The organism is Nocardia sp. PLKS1-43 (assembly GCF_059510335.1).
Genome location: NZ_JCAJZQ010000001.1, coordinates 1,344,986 through 1,359,894, shown reverse-complemented (window position 1 = coordinate 1,359,894; position 14,909 = coordinate 1,344,986). Strand labels below are relative to the sequence as shown.

Sequence of the window (14,909 nt, the reverse complement as noted above, 5' to 3'; positions counted from 1 at the left end):
CCTGATCCGTCGCCGCAGTTCCTGACCGGATGTGCGCAATCCGCAAACACTCGCCGCTGGGCCCGGATGCGCCGACCGCGCGTTGTGGATACACCCAGAATCCGATCCGAGTGTCCGCGCCCGGATTGGGTATTGGCCCGAGATTTCTTCCTGGCCCTTACAACTGAATCTGTGCTGTTCTAGCGTTTCGCAGGGCTGGGTAATGACATTCTTGAAATGGGAAATCACACATGCGAACCAGACGGGTGCTACTCGGGATCACGGCGGCGTTGATGCTGGCCTCGGCGAATAGCGTGGCCGCATCGGCCCATCCGGCCGATGACGCCGCGGTGGCCTCGAAGGGATGCGGTCGATCAGCCGCCCCACCGGGGGTAGCGATCGAGCAGTTCGCAGCAGATGGCAAGTCGGGCAGTTACATCCGTGATCTCCCGGCACGTGAGGGCGGACAGCCGATGCCGGTGGTGCTGGATCTGCACGGATATCTGGAGCCGGCGATCATTGAACACATCGAAAGCCAGCTGGGCCGATTCGGTGCCGACCATGGATTTGTCACGATCACCCCGGAGCTGGATCAGCCCGGTGTGCCTCGGTGGGACTACAGCGCCAACAGCGCGGATATTTCCTACCTCTCCGATCTGCTGTCACACGTGGAGTCGAATCTGTGCGTGGATGAGCGCCGCGTCTACGTCACTGGGCTGTCGATGGGTGCGTTCACCACATCGGCAGCGGCGTGCCGACTGGCCGACCGCGTCGCGGCGGTGGCTCCGGTAGCCGGACTCCAGGACTACTCGTGGTGCCATCCGTCTCGGCCGGTGCCAGTGGTGGCGTTTCACGGCACTGCTGATCCCGTTCTCGCCTACACCGGCGGGCTGGGCTCGATGGGGCGTCTGTTGCCGGCGCCCGGCGGCATACTCGGAGTCGAAACCCGCAGTGTGCCAGTGCAAACCGATGCGTGGGCCAGACACAACGGCTGCGGGACCGACCGCGTCGACCGGCCGATCGGGAACGACGTCACACTGGTGGGCTATCGGTGCCCGGCAGGCGCGGAGGTCGAGTTGTACTCGATCAGGGGCGGCGGGCATACATGGCCCGGCAGTACGGCGACGTTGTTCCCATCCGCGTTCGTCGGAGCGACTACCAGATCGATCAGCGCCAATCAGATCATGTGGGACTTTTTTCGCGCACACCCGCTGCCCCGCTAGACATGGGCGCAACAACGACGGCCGTGGGAGATCTCCGCATGCAGCTTCACCCACCCTGGCACGCCCCGAGCGTGGTGATCGAGCGGGCAGCGTGCTCACTCGCGTCTTGCGAATTCGATAGGGCCGAGCGTTCAGAGGGCGATGGTGCCTCTCGCAGCGCTGCGGGCGACCATCGCGCACCGTAGCTGCCATTGGCCCTCCGGCGTCAGAGGATCCAGGCCGGTCAGGACGGCGACTCGTTTGAGGCGGTACTCGACGGTGTTGGTGTGGATGTGCAGACGGCGGGCCACCGCGCGCCGGCTTGAGGTGCCCCGCAAGTGCAACTGAAGTGTGGCGGTCAGATGGGGGGACTGGTCGAGCGGATCGAGCAATGCGGCGAGCTGGTCACGGGCAGGCCCTGGACGGGTCAGCTGATACTCGGCGGCGAGATCGCTGAACCGGCACAAGGTGCCGTATCGGCCGAAAAGCAGTGCGAGGTCCAGGAGTTCGTGTGCGCAGCGTGCCGCGGCGGGCAAGCCGGGCGGAGATGCGGAGGCAGTCGCCGCGCTAAGGCGGGCTCGAACTGTTCTGGCCAGAGCGTCCAACAGGTGCTCCAACGTGGCGTCCTGGTCGGACACCGGGGCCAGCACGGTACCGCCCTCATCGGACAGTCTTGTCAGAACGCCAGGGCCGAAGCGGTGTGCCAGTTCGGCATCGATCTCCTCTGCGGTGTACGCCAGCGAAGCGGGGTAACCACCGGTGAGGGGAAAGGCCACGGCGATCACGGAGTACGTGTCGCCGATCCGCAGACCGCATTCACGGGCCAGGGCCGTGGTGTCCTCACCGTTCAGCAGCGCGGACATCAGTCGTTGCCGCGCCGACAGTCGCCCGCGCAACTCGCCCAGATAGGCCGCCGACACCGCGGCCAGGACGGTGGTCACCGTATCCATCAGCGCGGCGAGACCGGCACCTGTCGCAGCTCCCGTGACATCGGCCTGCATCGCGTGCTTGATGTGCTCCCACACCTGCGTGTGGATCCGCTCGAGGGGGATTCCGGCTTGCGCCCAGCCTGTCGCGATCGTCTCGAGGCGGTGAGTTCTGGCGTGCGGGAAGCCGCCGTCGAGTATCGCGTTCGCGAGGTCTCGGCATGTGTAGGCGACTACCTGATCGGATCCGACGGTGGATAGCGACGTTGACGCAGTCATGGGCAGCAAGCACCTGAGGTCGATGTGGTCGGTCGTCGGCCACGATGCGGACGTTACCTCCCGGCTCGAGTGCCCATGGTTGGCATCTCGGAGACCCGAGCCGACAACAACCCCTTTCGAGTACGTGATTTGGCGGTAACGAGAATGTAATACTCTGTTTGACACTTGTCAATTCTCATACAAGTGTCTATTTTGGATTCATGCCGTCAGCTTCGTCTCAGGCCACACTCGTCGGTGACCGCCGCGTCCTGCGCACTCGCACAGCATTGTTCGCGGCCGCAGTGCGGTTGGTCTCGGCGCGCGGCAGCACCTCCATTCCGGTTACCGAGCTGGCCGACGCAGCGGGAGTGAGTCGTCAGGTGGTGTATCTACAGTTCGGCGACCGCGAATCACTGCTGGTGGCGGCCGCGATGGATCTGTGGGAACGCGAGTTGTATCCGCTGTTCCCCGATCTGCGGCAGGACACGATGCGCACGCGGATGCTCTCGGCTGCCGACCACCTGGCCGAATACCACCGCTTCTATCGCGCACTGATCACCGGATCCTGCGCGTTCGCGCTGCGGGCGGCGGCCACGCAGTCCTTCAGGTCACTGCACAGCAAGGCCGCTATCCCGGTCTTCGACGACATACCCGCGCAGCACTTGGCTGTCGCGGGCACCTTTCTCGTCGGCGGGGTGATGGCCGTCATCGATGACTGGTTGCTCACCGCGCCCGAGGAGAAGCCCGACCCCCTCGTATTGACCGACCACCTCCTGTCGACGGCGAACAGCTTCACGAGCCTGGACCTGCGGTAGCAGGTGACCCTGCGGGGTAGCAATGACGTTGTGGCCCAATCGATTGCCCCAATCGATTGCACAGACAGGTACCTGGTCACCGAACGTGGCATTCGCCAGTTCCTGGGCATCGGCACCGGCATCCCCACCCAGCCCAATCTGCATGAAGTGGTGCAAGCGGTCACGCCCGATGCACGCATTGTCTATGTTGAGAACGGCCCGATCGTGCTCGCCCCAGGGCATTGACGACCAGCACCGCCGAGGGCCTGCGCGAGGTGTTCGAGCAGTGGGCTGAGCCTGCCTGCAAGGTCGGCCGGGTTTTCCGAAACCAAGAGCAAGGTCAGCAGCCGGACGTCGGTCGATTCGCTCGCGTGTGGAATCCTCCAGGACCAGCGACAACACCGAGCAGCGCTCGCGCAGACCTGCCTGCCATAGCTGGCGTTCGAAGGCCACCTCGTCCACGATAGTGAACGTTCACGGTCGTGAACTAGGCGGTGCTGCCACTCACGCTCGTGAACAATACTACGCCCAGGCCATGTGCCCACATTAGGGGGAGTCGATGCGCGAGCTCGATGGACCGGTTGCCGGCGCCTCGGAGGCCGCGGTGCAACCGCTCAGCACAGACGAATTCAAGAACTTCTTTGCCGCGACCATGAATACGGTGCACGTCGTCACTTTCGGCACCAGCGAGCAGCCCTGTGGTCTCACGGTGTCGTCGGTGACCTCGCTGTCCGCCATCCCGCCATTGGCAGCCTTCAATATCGGACTCTCCTCGTCGCAGTTGGACAACCTGCGCGTATGCGAGGTCGTGGTGATCAATGCGCTCTCGGACCAGCAGGAAGCGATTGCCCGCACCTACGCCGGCGCTCGTGCACGGCGCTTCGCCGGAACCGAACCCATCGGACACGCCGCCCCTTTCGGCGTTCCCTATCTGCGTAACAGTCCCGTACACGCGATCGCCCGCATCGTCGACCGCGTGGAATACGGCGATCACCTGCTCGTCATCACCGAAATCATCGACGCACGCTGGACGCGCACTGCCGACCAGTGGCGACCGCTGCTCTACCACAATCGCACCTACGCGACTGCCGCCCCCAGCACACGAAGGGCCCTGTAGTGGAACCACTTCTCTCACTCGATGACCAGCCACTTCTCACCGCGCTGCGTACCCATGCCGATGCGCTGACCGACGCGGCCGAATCGGTCAATCGAGCAGGCAGGCTCACCGAACCAGTCATGCGTATCCTGGCCGACACCAATACTTTCGACTGCCTGTTCCCCGCCGGGCTGGGCGGGGCGGCTCTGCGTCTGGACCATCAGACGGACCTGATCCGCGAAGTGGCCTATCGAGACGCCTCCATCGGCTGGTGCGTATCCATCCTCATCGATGGCGGATTCTTCGCCGGAACAGTCGATCAGGCTGTCGCCCGTGAGATTTATCCGTCGGTCGGACTTCCGACCGCGACCACCACATTTCCCCTCGGGACCGCCGTCTCGCAGCCCGGGGGACGCTTGCGTATGAACGGTCGATGGATGTTCGCGAGCGGAGTGCAGAACAGCGACTACGTCGTGCTGGGCTTCAAAACCGAAACACCCAGCGGCGAGGCACTTCTGGACACGGACGACGAGCCGCTGATCCGCTGGGCGTGGATGCCGACGAAATCCGTTGTGGTGGAGAGTCAGTGGGATGCACTGGGGTTGAGTGGCACCGGCAGCGTCGAGATCAGCGTCGAAAATCAGGACATCGACGAACGGCACGTGATCGACTACACCCGCGTGCCCCAGGGCGACCTCGCGCTGCCCCCGGGCTCCCGGTACCGGGCGTTCCTGGCGGCCAAAGGAGTAGGGGTGCCCTTGGGCATCGCACGCCGCGCCTACGACGAATACCGAGCACAGATCACCGGCAGCACCCGCATCGGCGCGCGGGAGTCGGTGGCCGTGTCCCGTAGCGAGGCGTTGATCACCGCCGCGGAATCGATCGTGACGAATCTGTACTCCGAGATATCAGACCGGGTGTGGTCCGACGAACGATTGTCGGCTGCCGACGAGGGGCGACTCAATTCGTCCATGCCGATCATCGGCGACCTGTGCTACCAAGCTGTCGACATCATCATGGACGCGGTCGGAGCCCGCTCGGTCCTACACCACTACATATTCGAACGATTGTTCCGCGATATCAGCACCATCCGGCGCCATCTGGTCTATCAACAGAACTACTACCGGGTCGGCGGAGATCTACTACTGGGTCTCGCGGCGGGAGGAAAGTGGAAATGACGACGAATTTCGACCTGTCGGGACTCCGGATTCTTATCACCGGCGCCAATCGCGGAATCGGCGAGGCGATTGCCGAAGGACTGGCCCGGGCTGGCGCGATCGGAGGAGGGCTCTGCCGTCGACCCGACGCAGCGACCGAGCTCGAGAAGAAGCTCATCCAGATATCGGGCACACCGGATGGCGCCCTCGGCTTGACCGCCGACGTACGGGTGGAATCCGAAGTGCGGACCGCCATCACGGCGTTCACCGACTACGCAGGGGGTATCGACGCCTTGATCAGCAACGCGGCCTGGATGCCGCCGCGCACACCGACCGCCGAGGTCGAGACCCGCATGCTCAGAACCGTCACCGAGACCAACCTTTACGGAAGCTTTTTCGCCGCCAAACACGCGCTCCCCCCGATGATCGAGGGCGGCGGCGGCCGCATCATCTTCCTCTCCAGCGCGCTGGGCAGCACGCCGAACCCTGGCCTGTTCCCGTATGCCGCCAGCAAAGCCGGTGTCAACATCCTGAACGAAGTGATTCACAAGGAATACCACGAACAGGGAATACGGACAGTCGCGATAGCACCCGGACTCACAGACACTCCCGGTATGCGTGAAAGCGTCGGCCCGGACTATATCGAAAAAATTGTCGTCGGGTACGCAGGGGCCAACCTCGGCCAACCGTCCGATATCGTCCCCTATATCGCCTTCTTCTGCGACAAGTCCTCCGCCACAATGTCGGGATCGACCTTCTACGTCAGGCCACCTGCCCATGCATGACGCTCACAACGATTCGGCCCGGACCGGTGTGCACAACACCTCGATTCTGACCCCCGCCGTGCTGGTGTGTTGCTCTGCCTTCTTCCTGATCACCCTCGATGCAACGATCGTCAACTCGGCGCTCTATACGATTCAGACGCACTGGCATTCGTCGGTCGCGTCCATCCAGTGGATCGTCGACGCCTACACGGTCGTGCTGGCCGCGCTGATGCTCTCCACCGGCGTGCTGGCCGACCGGCTCGGCGCCCACCGCCTGCTCGTGGCAGGACTCTGGCTGTTCATGATCACCTCCACGGTGTGCGGCCTGGCGCCGTCCCTCGGGTTGCTGATCGCGTTCCGCGTGTTGCAGGGCATCGGTGCGGCGATCATGCTGCCCGCGTCGCTGGCACTGCTGAACCTCGTTGTGCCCGATCGCGAGGCACACGTGAAAGCGACCCTCGCTCTGGGCGGCCGCCGGTGGCGTAGCTGTGGCCGCAGGCCCGGTCCTCGGAGGCGCACTCACCAGCTGGATCAGCTGGCGCACGATCTTCTTGATCAACATCCCGGTCTGCGCAGTGTGCTTGCTCGCATTCCGCACGGCGGCATTCGACCGGCCCCGTACCGCGCGCCGATTCGACCCCTATGGCCAGATTTTGGCGACGACCGCATTGGTCGCCCTCACCGGTGGCGTCATCGAGTTACATCGCATGCCGCTGCTCGGGATCGCGCTTCTCGCCGTGGGGCTTGTGGTCCTGATCGCGTTCCTTTTCGTCGAAAGCCGGATCCCGGACGCCGCAGTCCCGACCTCGCTGTGGCGCAACAAAGTTTTCGATTCGTGTGCCGCCACAGGATTCGCACTGAACTTCGCATACTTCGGCTCGGTCTTCGTCATCGGGCTTCTGGTCCAAGAGATGTTCAGATACTCTCCGGCGCTGACCGGCGCGGTGTTCATCCCGCTCACGATGTTCATCACGGTCTCGAACCTCATGGCAGGACGACTCACAGCCCGATTCGGAGCGTTCGTACCGCTGCTGGCCGGCCAGTTGCTCGAGGCGGCAGGATTCTTCGTCGTGGGCTACGGCATCCACCTACACTCCATGGCGGTCATCCTGATCGGTATGTTCCCGATCGGAATCGGTGCCGGCACAGCCTCGCCGCCGATGATGACAACCCTGATGAACTCGATGCCACCATCGGACTCCGGTTTGGCCGCAGGTGCCCTCAACTGCCTACGTCAGATCGGCACAGTCCTCGGGGTCGCGGTCTTCGGCGTCTTGATCGCACACCGTCTGGGCGCGGGCGCTGTCTCGAGCCTGATCATCTCCGGCGCGATTCTGGTTATGACCGCCGTCGGAACAGTCGTTTTCGTGCCCCGGAAAGTCGGCCAGCGCATTGGCATGGTCGCCGGGACACCTCGAGAAACAACACGTTCCGGTGGCAGCAGGAGACAGGCTTGAGGTGAGCAGCGTGGTCGGCAGACCAGCAAGATATACGCACCGGATCGTGTGTCTGCCAACGATCGCTAGTTGGCCGCGAAAATGGTTCTGTCACAACCTATTACAGGCGCCCCCAAGAGGGGCGGAACGCCGACTGAAACATCACAGTGACGTTTCAACTGGCAGGCGCGGGGGGAGTCGTCGTTCGAACATGGTCGCGTTGCCGTCGACTCGCCAGCACATAGTCCCGCTGTCGTCGGTGGGTGCCGCTTTTCGATAACGAGGTACAGATGCTGTGTCTCGCGGCCGGGCTGGGCCGGCGCTGCACCCAGGCCGGTTCGACGATCGGCTTGCCCGACACTGCAGTGTTGCAAGGGGTAGCGCGCCGAGAATGGTTGAGCGCGTCGGCTTGTCGGCCGTGGTCACCGATCCGGCCGGCGGTCACTTCTGCCCGCTGGAGCGTACGGCTCGGTCCAATCGCAGTGAAGTTGTCAGTCGCGACCTGCAGATTGACAGGTTGGGTGCGACAAGGTGGGGAGAATCTTTCGCATTTTTGTTGTCATTTCCGGAGAGATTCGCAGTCTACTTGTCAGTTCCGGAGGGGCTCTCGCCCCGACGACCGAACGGCGGTTTGTATGAACCCAAGCGGTAGACGTCACTGTGACGTATTAGTTGCTGAGGTGGCGCTTCCTGCGTAGTCGGTAAAGATTGGCCGGGAGTCAGCTGGTGTGCAGTCGCACGGCCAGTCGGGATCCGTACCCGCGTAGATGTGGAAAGCATTTCTTCTGGCTTAAATTGTCATTGCCGCGCATTTGGATATCAAATATTTCCGTACAGTGCGACCGGACAGGTCGCCCCAGGAGTCGTGGAGGAGTGCTCGTGAGTGAGCCGAGCACCATTACTTGACATAATGTAGATTATCGGCGCGATAACGCGGGCGGTCGGAGCAGTCAGTGGCGTTGTTGCGCAACGCATCTGGCGCACCCGGCGCGGTAATCCATCTGAGTCACTCGTCCGGTCGCGGCTTGCCGTGGGTTCGTTGTTATGGCTGTAGAACGTCGAACATCCTCAGCAGCAGGATTTTTCGTTGAGTTGATCTTGAATCGGAATTTTTACGATCGGGCCTTGACGAGTTCATTCGCAACTCTCCCGCCCTCGCTCCCCATCCCTTCATTGATACGTCACAGTGACGAATTGGCGGGCGTGCTCCCCTCGCAGCTGCACCCGAATAACCGTCGCCAACCGGAAAGCGCACTGAGGGCGGGCCCGCGGGCCCGCCCTCAGTGCGCTTTCCGGACGTGGATCAGCTCGGCGACTTGGTCAGATCGCCGTTCTCGTTTTCGGTGATCTCCACGCCTTGACCCTTGGAGCTGCTCTCGGTCTGGCTGATCAGGCTGTTGAGCCCGTCCACGCCGGAGCTGTCACCGCTCTTGAGTTTGTCGAAGGCCGATTGCACGGTGTCGCCGAGTTTGCCCAGCGGCGCCGAGATCGTCTTGCACAGTGTGGGATTGGCCTTCGCGTCGGCCAGTGCCAGGCGGACCTCCCTTTTGATGAACAACGCCGCAAGACCGCCCTTGACGAATGCGGTGACCCGGCCCTTGGCGCCCTTCTTGAAGGTGCCCGCCTTCATCGGCTTGTACAGCCACCGATGGAACGCGCCGAAGGCCAGGCCGGTGTGTGCGACGAATTTGGTCTTGGCGAAGGCCGTGGTGTTCGAGGTCGGGCAGGTGGTGTCCTCCGCCTGCGCGTCGGCGGCGGTGCCGGTGGGATCCGCCGGGATCGACTGGTCGGTACCACTGCTCGGCGCACTCGACGACGAGCTCTTGCAGCCACCGACCAGGACCACCACCGGGATCAGTAAGAGAACCACTATTCGCATCAAACGACTCACGCCACACTCCCGATATCCGAACCGATGTATTCCGGCGGTAGAGTACCCCAGCAATCGCTCGGCAATCCAGTGGTTCCGGCTGCTGAGGTTGTGGAATCAAGACTCGCCCTGCACAACTCGCGTTAGTGTCGCTCGCCTCGAGGAGCATTGCCAACCACGGGAGGTGTGTTCTGGGAACGAGCACAACGTCGGTGCGAGTTGTGGACCGGTGGAATCGCGCTGTTGTTGAATCGGATTCGTATTCAGGTGGGCGAGCTGCAGGGCGGCAGGATGCGCGGCTCATTGTGTTCGGATCGGAGTGCGATGATGTTCGCGCGGATGTCCCGGGGCGTGTTGGCGGTCACCGCCGCGGTGGCCGTGGCGTTGGTGGGTAACGACGTTGCGCTGCCCACACCGGCCGCGGCTGATCCCGGGCCGCCGAAATCACCGAGTGCCCAGGATGGTTCGCATATCAGCGGCATCCGGCAGATTTCCGATCGGGTTCTGGACGTGGGTGTGTATTCGGCCGCGATGGCCGCCGGGACTCGGGTGCGGGTGTTGCGAGCGGTGGACCCCGATCGTCCGGCGCCGACGCTGTATCTGCTCAACGGCGCGAACGGCGGTTCGGACGGCAGCTGGATCCAGGGCCCGGATCTGCTGAAGTTCTTCCGTGACAAGCAGGTCAACGTGGTGATTCCGTTCGGCGGCGCGGGTAGTTACTTCACCGATTGGCGTGCGGACGATCCGATTCTGGGGCGTCAGCGGTGGGCGACTCTGTTGACCCGGGAGTTGCCGCCGATCATCGACTCGGCATTTCGTGGCAGTGGTGCGAATGCCATCGCGGGTGTGTCGATGGCGGGCACGTCGGTATTTCAGTTGGCGATGGATACTCCGGGACTGTATCGGGCGATCGGTTCCTACAGCGGTTGTGTGCGGACCAGTAATCCGATGGGGCAGGCCATGGTGCAGGCGGTCGTGGCCCAGGAGCACGGTAACGCGGTGAACATGTGGGGTCCGCCCAGCGATCCGGCGTGGGCGGCGAACGATCCGTATCTGCACGCGAACAGGTTGCGCGGCACGGCGATCTACGTCTCGACCGGCAGCGGTGTGCTGGGTCCGCACGATACTCTCGACGGCGCTCACGGTGATGCGGTTCAGTTGTTGTATCAGGTGCTTTTCGGTGCGCCTCTGGAGTCGGTGACCAATATGTGCACGCACCAGTTGCAGGATCGCCTGCGGCAGTTGAAGGTTCCCGCGACGTTCGATTTCCGCCCGACGGGCACTCATTCGTGGACCTATTGGCAGGAGGATCTGCACCGCTCCTGGCCGGTTTTCCAGGCGGCGCTGACGGCGCCGGGCGCGGAGGAGACCGCGGTGAACTGAATCGCTCGGACACGTTGCCGGTGACGCCTACCGTGCTGGATTTCTGTGGCAGGAGTTCCGCTGCGGAGCGGGTACCACCAGTGGATGTGCGGCGGGAGCGGATGCGGTTGCACTCCCCCGGTTCGCCGGCGGTCCGTATGCGGCGCACCGGTCGATGCCGGAGTGGGTTCTGGTCGCGGTCGAGTTGGCCTGTCGGCCGGATCTTTCCTCGTGCGCCGGTCGCGCTGCCGGTGGTGTTCGTGCCGGTTCGGGACGAGTGGTGATCAGGCCCCGGCGGGGAGGGCGGCCAGGCCGATCGGTTGGGCGAAGGTGTCGGCGAAGGCGGTGGCCACGGCGGGGTCGTGGGCTGCGGCGAGCATCAGCTGCCGGACGGGTGCGGGTGGTTCGGTGACGTTGGCGGTCCATCGTGTGGCGGGGTGGGCGGTCTCGGTGAGCCAGGGCGCGGCGGTGGCGGTCATCCATTCGCGGTCGAGGGGGCCGCGGGTGTGGCGCAGGATGGCGCGGGCGTAGTGTGCGGCGCTGTCGGGTCCTGGTGCGCCGGCGGGTTCGGTGCGGCCGATGGCCTCGCCGGCGCCGAGGACGGGGATGCCCGATGGCAGGGTGCCGATGGGTCGGCGGGCGGTGGGTGTGATCGCGCTGACGAGGGTTGCTCCGGCGTCGGTGAGTTCCGCGGTGTGGTAGCGGTCGGCGAGGTGGGCGGGCAGGTGTTCGCGCAGGAGTTCCCGGGCCAGGTCGAGTCGTTGGACGCTGCTGCTGTAGTGCGGGAAGACGTCCAGTGGGCTGTGGGGTCGGGCTTCGAACAGGAGCATTTCGCAGCGGCGTTCGTCGCCGGGGTGGCCGGTGAGTCCTGGGTGGGAGATGATTTCGCCGATTCCGGGGAGCGCGATGTAGCTGCCCATGTCCTCGGGGTCGGGGGTGACGCCGTCGAGGTAGAGCACCGACAGGTGGCGGATCGGTCCGGTGGGCGGCCGGGTGGGGTCGGGTGCGAAGCAGGCGGCGAGGTCGGCGCGGGCCCGGGTGGCGATGGTGAGGTCGTAGTCGGGTGCGTTGTGGTCGATATCGGCGAGGTCGGGGTCGGCGATGTCGAGTGTGCCGCCCGCGGCGAGGTAGGTGTGCAGCCATCGGGTGAGGATGGTGCGCTGGTCGACGCTGCGGGTGGGTCGGGTGAAGCGTCCGGCCCAGTGGATGGCTGGGGTGCGGGCGGTGACCACGCTGAAGCGGATGCCGGTGATCTGCGGTGCGGTGGTTCGCCAGAAGTCTTGTCCCGCGGTGTTTTCCAGGTCGATGGTGGGCGGGAATCCGACTTGTGTGCTGGTCGGGTGGCCGGACAGGACGGTTTCGACGCGGTGGTCGGTCACGAGGGTGACCTCGGCGCCGCCGTGCAGTAGCCGGTGGGCCAGGGGAAGGCCGCATGCTCCGGCGCCCAGTATCCGGATCCGGCTCATGTGTTTCCTCCTGCCTGTGTGTGGGTGTGCGCGCGGGGTGGGGTGTGCTCATGTCCAGAGTTGGCGGCACGGCAGGGGTGGCAGGTTTTCGCGTAGGTCGATGTCGATCGTGACGCTCGCGCCGAGTCCGGTGAGGGCGTGTGCGAATCGGAGTGCGACGGTGCGGTCGTCCTGGTAGTCGAATTCGAGGGGCGGTCTGTCGAAGTGCACCCGGATGTGGCAGGTGTCCGGGGTTGTCGTGCCGCGCGGTTGTGGCGTTGCGGCTTTCACTGCATAGGTCTCGCTGTTCGGCTCGGGTGTTGTGGTCGCCGGGTGGGGCGTGTGGTCGAGGTTGGCACTGTGGGTGGCGGGCGTCATCGGTAAGTGCGGTGGGGTTACGTAGGTAGGGGCTGGTTGCGCGGTGCGAGCCGAGGTGACGCGTGCGGTTTTCGCGCATCCCCGGTTGACGGGGGCGTTCGCGGGGGTACGGGTCGCGGTGGCGGGGTGTTTCCGTCGGCGATGACCTGGGTGATGGCGGCGCGCGCGGGGCCTGCTGGATCTGTGCGCTGACTGTCCCGGTGGGCCGAGGGTGTGCTGCGACATCAGCCGTTGTGGACGGCGGCGCTTGTGCTGGTGGGCTGCGACCGGGTGGGGACCGTGCGGTGCATCTCGTGCGACTGTCGTTCGGCGTCGAGGCGATGCGGGAGCACGTCGGTGTGGAGACCGGAGTGTTCGGGGCCGTTCGCGAGGGGTATCGGTGGTGCGGCGCGGGTGCGCGAAAGGCGTTGGAGTGCAGGTGGTTCGGCGCCGCACATCGGAGAGGGGCGCGATGGCGACCGGTGTCGAATACGGCGTTCGCGGCTCGGCGTGGTCGTTATCGCACGGTCGGTGCGCAGATGGCGGCGGACGTTTCGGTGGCGCTTCCGGCGACGGGACGTTGCGCGGTTGGTGGTGGAAGGTGGTGCGCGAGTAGCGGGTTTTCGGGGGGTGCTCACGCGGGTGAGCGGACGGGTTGCCCACTCCCCTGGTTCGGCCGTGTTCCGCGCGGGGCTGCGGAACACGGCCGGGTGAGGGTCAGGCGGTTTTCTGTTGTTCTTGGGTCGGGACGACGGGGATTTCGCCGCTGATCGGGACGTCGGTGCCGCGCAGGGAGGCGCCGACGGTTTCGCGCAGGAACAGCCAGGCGATCAGGCCCAGGACGCAGGAGCCGACCATGAAGTAGGCCGGGAACAGGTCCCAGTGGGTGAGGTCGATGACCCATTGGCTGATCAGCGGGGCGGTGCCGCCGAACAGGGCGGTGGACAGATTGTAGGACAGGGCGAATCCGGCGTAGCGCACGTGGGTGGGGAAGATCGCGGGGAAGGTCGCGGAGATCGTGGACAGCTGTGGGACGTACAGCAGGCCCAGCACGATGAATCCGGTGATGGCCCAGCCGATTCCCTTGCCCATGAGCCAGTACATGGGGATGGACAGCACGCCGAGTCCGACCAGGGAGATCAGCCACATGGGCCGGCGGCCGATGCGATCGGACAGTCCGCCCGAGAGTGGGAGCACCAGTGCCATGACGAGCTGTCCGATCAGGACCATGGCGGTGGTTTGGGTGTCGCTGACGCCGATGGTGCCGTGCAGGTAGGTGGGCATGTAGGCGAGCAGGGTGTAGTTGACGACGTTGAGCGCGATGACCAGGCCGCCGAGGGTGAGCAGTTCGCGGCGGTAGTCGGTGATCAGTTTGATCAGGCCGCCTTTGGGGTGTTCGTGTTCGGCGACTTCGGTGAAGACCGGGGATTCGTCGAGTCTGCTGCGCAGGTACCAGCCGACGAGGCCGAGCGGGATGGCGACCAGGAACGGGATGCGCCAGCCCCACTGTTGCATTTGGTCGTCGGTGAGCAGTACCTGCATGAGCAGCACGATGGCCGAGCCGCCGATGAAGCCGCTGAGGGTGCCGAATTCCAGGAAGCTGCCGAGGAATCCGCGGCGTTTGTCGTCGACGGATTCGGCGAGGTAGGTCGCCGCGCCGCCGTATTCGCCGCCGGTGGAGAAGCCTTGGATGACGCGCAGGACGATCAGCAGGATGGGTGCGGCGATGCCGATGGTGTCGTGGCTGGGGATCACGCCGATGAGGCCGGTGACGGTGGCCATGAGCAGGATGGTGACGGCCAGGACGGCTTTGCGTCCGATGCGGTCGCCGAGGGGGCCCCACCACATGCCGCCGATGGGTCGTAGCACGAAGGAGATGGCGAAGCCCAGCAGGGTGCCGATGGTGCCGAGGGCTCCGGGGAAGAAGGCGTGGGTGAGGTAGGTGGCGGTGGCGGCGTAGACGCCGTAGTCGTACCACTCGGTGGCGTTGCCCATTGCCGCTGCGGCCACGGAACGTCGTTGTTGCGGTTGTGAGTCGCCGTTCGTCACGCGCGAACTCCTCTCCCCGTGGTGGTGAAGCACCGCGCTGTCGCAGTGCGGAAAACTGATGTCGCCATGCGGGTTACGGAATGGCAACGAATGCCACGTTTACCCGGTTCGGCATGGCGGCAAACGGAGAGACACTCCGAGAACATGGCCATGCACACGGGACGACCAGTGACTATATCCAATTTTGTGATTGTCGTCACACTTGCTGGTTTTG

At 64.6% G+C, this 14,909-nt stretch carries 12 protein-coding genes and 2 pseudogenes; 9 read left to right on the top strand and 5 right to left on the bottom strand.

Annotated elements, in window-relative coordinates:
• The first annotated feature begins 230 nt into the window (after nt 1-230).
• Nucleotides 231-1,202: a CE1 family esterase gene (locus AC5WS7_RS06510; RefSeq protein ID WP_495953391.1), complete on the top strand. Its 972-nt coding sequence runs from the start codon at nt 231-233 to the stop codon at nt 1,200-1,202.
• 131 nt (nt 1,203-1,333) lie between these two features.
• On the opposite strand, the gene AC5WS7_RS06505 is transcribed toward AC5WS7_RS06510, so the two are convergent.
• A complete protein-coding gene (locus AC5WS7_RS06505) occupies nt 1,334-2,386 on the bottom strand; it encodes a PucR family transcriptional regulator (RefSeq protein ID WP_495953390.1) in 1,053 nt (350 codons plus the stop codon).
• Nucleotides 2,387-2,586: 200 nt separating this feature from the next.
• On the opposite strand from AC5WS7_RS06505, the gene AC5WS7_RS06500 reads away from it, so the two are divergent.
• The 7 genes and pseudogenes from AC5WS7_RS06500 to AC5WS7_RS06470 form a co-directional block, all read left to right on the top strand.
• Nucleotides 2,587-3,180, top strand: a complete 594-nt coding sequence (locus tag AC5WS7_RS06500; RefSeq protein ID WP_495953389.1) for a TetR/AcrR family transcriptional regulator — start codon at nt 2,587-2,589, stop codon at nt 3,178-3,180.
• Nucleotides 3,181-3,210: 30 nt separating this feature from the next.
• A complete protein-coding gene (locus AC5WS7_RS06495; protein ID WP_495953388.1) occupies nt 3,211-3,405 on the top strand; it encodes an SAM-dependent methyltransferase in 195 nt (64 codons plus the stop codon).
• A 313-nt stretch (nt 3,406-3,718) separates the two neighbouring features.
• Nucleotides 3,719-4,276 carry a flavin reductase family protein gene (locus AC5WS7_RS06490; protein ID WP_495953387.1) on the top strand — a complete coding sequence of 186 codons (558 nt, stop codon included), beginning with the start codon at nt 3,719-3,721 and terminating at the stop codon, nt 4,274-4,276.
• Nucleotides 4,276-5,433, top strand: a complete 1,158-nt coding sequence (locus AC5WS7_RS06485) for an acyl-CoA dehydrogenase family protein (protein WP_495953386.1) — start codon at nt 4,276-4,278, stop codon at nt 5,431-5,433. Before AC5WS7_RS06490 ends, AC5WS7_RS06485 begins: the two co-directional genes overlap by 1 nt.
• Complete coding sequence (locus tag AC5WS7_RS06480) at nt 5,430-6,197, top strand: SDR family NAD(P)-dependent oxidoreductase (RefSeq protein WP_495953385.1); 768 nt, start codon at nt 5,430-5,432, stop codon at nt 6,195-6,197. The genes AC5WS7_RS06485 and AC5WS7_RS06480 overlap by 4 nt, the downstream gene beginning before the upstream one ends.
• Nucleotides 6,190-6,603, top strand: a pseudogene (locus AC5WS7_RS06475) (MFS transporter); the annotation flags it as partial. The gene AC5WS7_RS06480 and the pseudogene AC5WS7_RS06475, both read left to right, overlap by 8 nt.
• Nucleotides 6,604-6,646: 43 nt before the next feature.
• A pseudogene (locus AC5WS7_RS06470) lies at nt 6,647-7,633 on the top strand (MFS transporter); the annotation flags it as partial.
• A 1,282-nt stretch (nt 7,634-8,915) separates the two neighbouring features.
• Here the strand turns inward: AC5WS7_RS06470 and AC5WS7_RS06465 are convergent.
• Entirely contained in the window at nt 8,916-9,482 is a 567-nt protein-coding gene (locus tag AC5WS7_RS06465; RefSeq protein WP_495953384.1) for a hypothetical protein, read from the bottom strand.
• Nucleotides 9,483-9,821: 339 nt separating this feature from the next.
• Between AC5WS7_RS06465 and AC5WS7_RS06460 the strand changes: the two genes are divergently transcribed.
• Nucleotides 9,822-10,865 (top strand): alpha/beta hydrolase, encoded by a 1,044-nt coding sequence (locus AC5WS7_RS06460; RefSeq protein ID WP_495953383.1) that lies wholly within the window; start codon nt 9,822-9,824, stop codon nt 10,863-10,865.
• Between the two features lie 263 nt (nt 10,866-11,128).
• Here AC5WS7_RS06460 and AC5WS7_RS06455 read toward each other — a convergent pair whose 3' ends face one another.
• The 3 genes from AC5WS7_RS06455 to AC5WS7_RS06445 form a co-directional block, all read right to left on the bottom strand.
• Complete coding sequence (locus AC5WS7_RS06455) at nt 11,129-12,310, bottom strand: styrene monooxygenase/indole monooxygenase family protein (RefSeq protein WP_495953382.1); 1,182 nt, start codon at nt 12,308-12,310, stop codon at nt 11,129-11,131.
• A 48-nt stretch (nt 12,311-12,358) separates the two neighbouring features.
• Nucleotides 12,359-12,667 (bottom strand): hypothetical protein, encoded by a 309-nt coding sequence (locus AC5WS7_RS06450; protein ID WP_495953381.1) that lies wholly within the window; start codon nt 12,665-12,667, stop codon nt 12,359-12,361.
• A gap of 696 nt (nt 12,668-13,363) precedes the next feature.
• Nucleotides 13,364-14,641, bottom strand: coding sequence for an MFS transporter (locus AC5WS7_RS06445; protein ID WP_495953766.1), 1,278 nt, complete (start codon nt 14,639-14,641; stop codon nt 13,364-13,366).
• Nucleotides 14,642-14,909: the final 268 nt, after the last annotated feature.